The organism is Leucobacter sp. OH1287 (assembly GCF_003859945.1).
In the GTDB taxonomy this organism is placed as follows: Bacteria; Actinomycetota; Actinomycetes; order Actinomycetales; family Microbacteriaceae; genus Canibacter.
Genome location: NZ_RQYM01000030.1, coordinates 1 through 1,330, shown reverse-complemented (window position 1 = coordinate 1,330; position 1,330 = coordinate 1). Strand labels below are relative to the sequence as shown.

The following is a 1,330-nucleotide window of genomic DNA, read 5'->3' as shown; positions in this document are numbered from 1 at the left end:
GGGTAAGTGGACAAAATGTGTGGCATTTCTCGCCTAGTCCCAATCAAGCCGGTACGGGTCAGAGGTATGCAGCTCATGCCACATAACCACCTGCCCGTACTCCGGCGCCCCTGGCAACTGACCACCCTGATTACCCGGATGCTGATAAAACCGTAAAACCTCATCCCCATCAGGAAACAAACGCAAAATATCAGCAGCAGTAAGACCCTGCCCGGAATGCATAAAACACCACCACATAATCGCTTTAACCTGACGATCAACCCGCAACCCAATATGCTGTCTAAGCATTCGACGTAAACAACTATTAACACTCTCAGCCCGGTTATTAAACGCCGGCATCCCCTCAACCCCAGCATCAAGGAACGCAAACAAAGTCCGGTCTCTCAACAACCGGTCAAGGCCCGCACGAGCCTTACGCAACCGTTGATGAGTAAACACCTTCCTACCATCAGGCTGCCGGGACATTTCACTTAAATACACACGATAACTATCACGCCAGTTTTGATACCAGAAAATCCACTGGTCACGCTGCTCAATAGTCCTTACCCGGGTCAGTAATCCCGCTAACATCAACAGGTCCTTACCGGCAGCGGTCAACGGATTTCTGGTGGTGTAACGCTTCACCTGGTTTGCTGCATGCAGCAGACAACGTTGATGCCTAGTAGCAGGCCATACCTGCCGTAATGCTTTAGCAAACCCAGCACCACCGTCTGATACCACCATAAACGGTGCTGCAATCTTTTTCATCAGCCCCATATAAGCAGCTGAACTCTCACTTCTAGCTAGATACCATCCCAGAACCCTAGTGTCGCTAGAAGCGATTAACACCACCGCTTTACGGCTCAAATAGATCCCGTCAATGTAGATAACCGGCAGGGTTTCATCAATGAACGGGCTAATTGGCCATAGGTTCCAGCACCAGCTTGTGCGGCGTCTAAACGTTCTACCACCGCCGGGCATCTCCCGCATGATGCGGCGGCCAAGCAGCCAGTCTAGAAACTCGTTTAACTGTTTGGCTTTATTGTCTATAACCTGCACTCTGCTGGCATGGCAGTGTCTGCAGCGCCATCTGGTTTTACCGGCGCTGGTACGACCATTACGGTGCATTTTCCTGCCACAGAACTCACAATTTACAACTCCCATAAAAAGCAAGCTAGATGCAGGAACTTAAAACCAGGGTTAGGTCATGGAAACACTGGGATCCAGAGGGTTTTATGCCACGCTTTTTGTCCAGCCTAGAAGTTGAGTCGCCGGAACTTTAACCCCTCTACAGGGCATGGAAACACTGGGAAGCAGCGGAAGAAATGCCACACAATCTGTCCACTTACCC

Annotated in this window: 1 protein-coding gene; it reads right to left on the bottom strand. The window is 50.5% G+C overall.

The annotated features are described in order from the left end of the window. Positions 1 to 33: 33 nt before the first annotated feature. The gene (locus tag EII30_RS08795) at positions 34 to 1,143 is read right to left on the bottom strand and encodes an IS1249 family transposase (protein WP_124886967.1); all 1,110 of its coding nucleotides are present in this window, start codon (positions 1,141 to 1,143) and stop codon (positions 34 to 36) included. Positions 1,144 to 1,330 lie beyond the last annotated feature (187 nt).

Coding starts and splice junctions, on each gene's coding strand:
- EII30_RS08795 (WP_124886967.1), bottom strand. CDS start 1,143: ATGGGAGTTGTAAATTGTGAGTTCTGTGGCAGGAAAATGCACCGTAAT.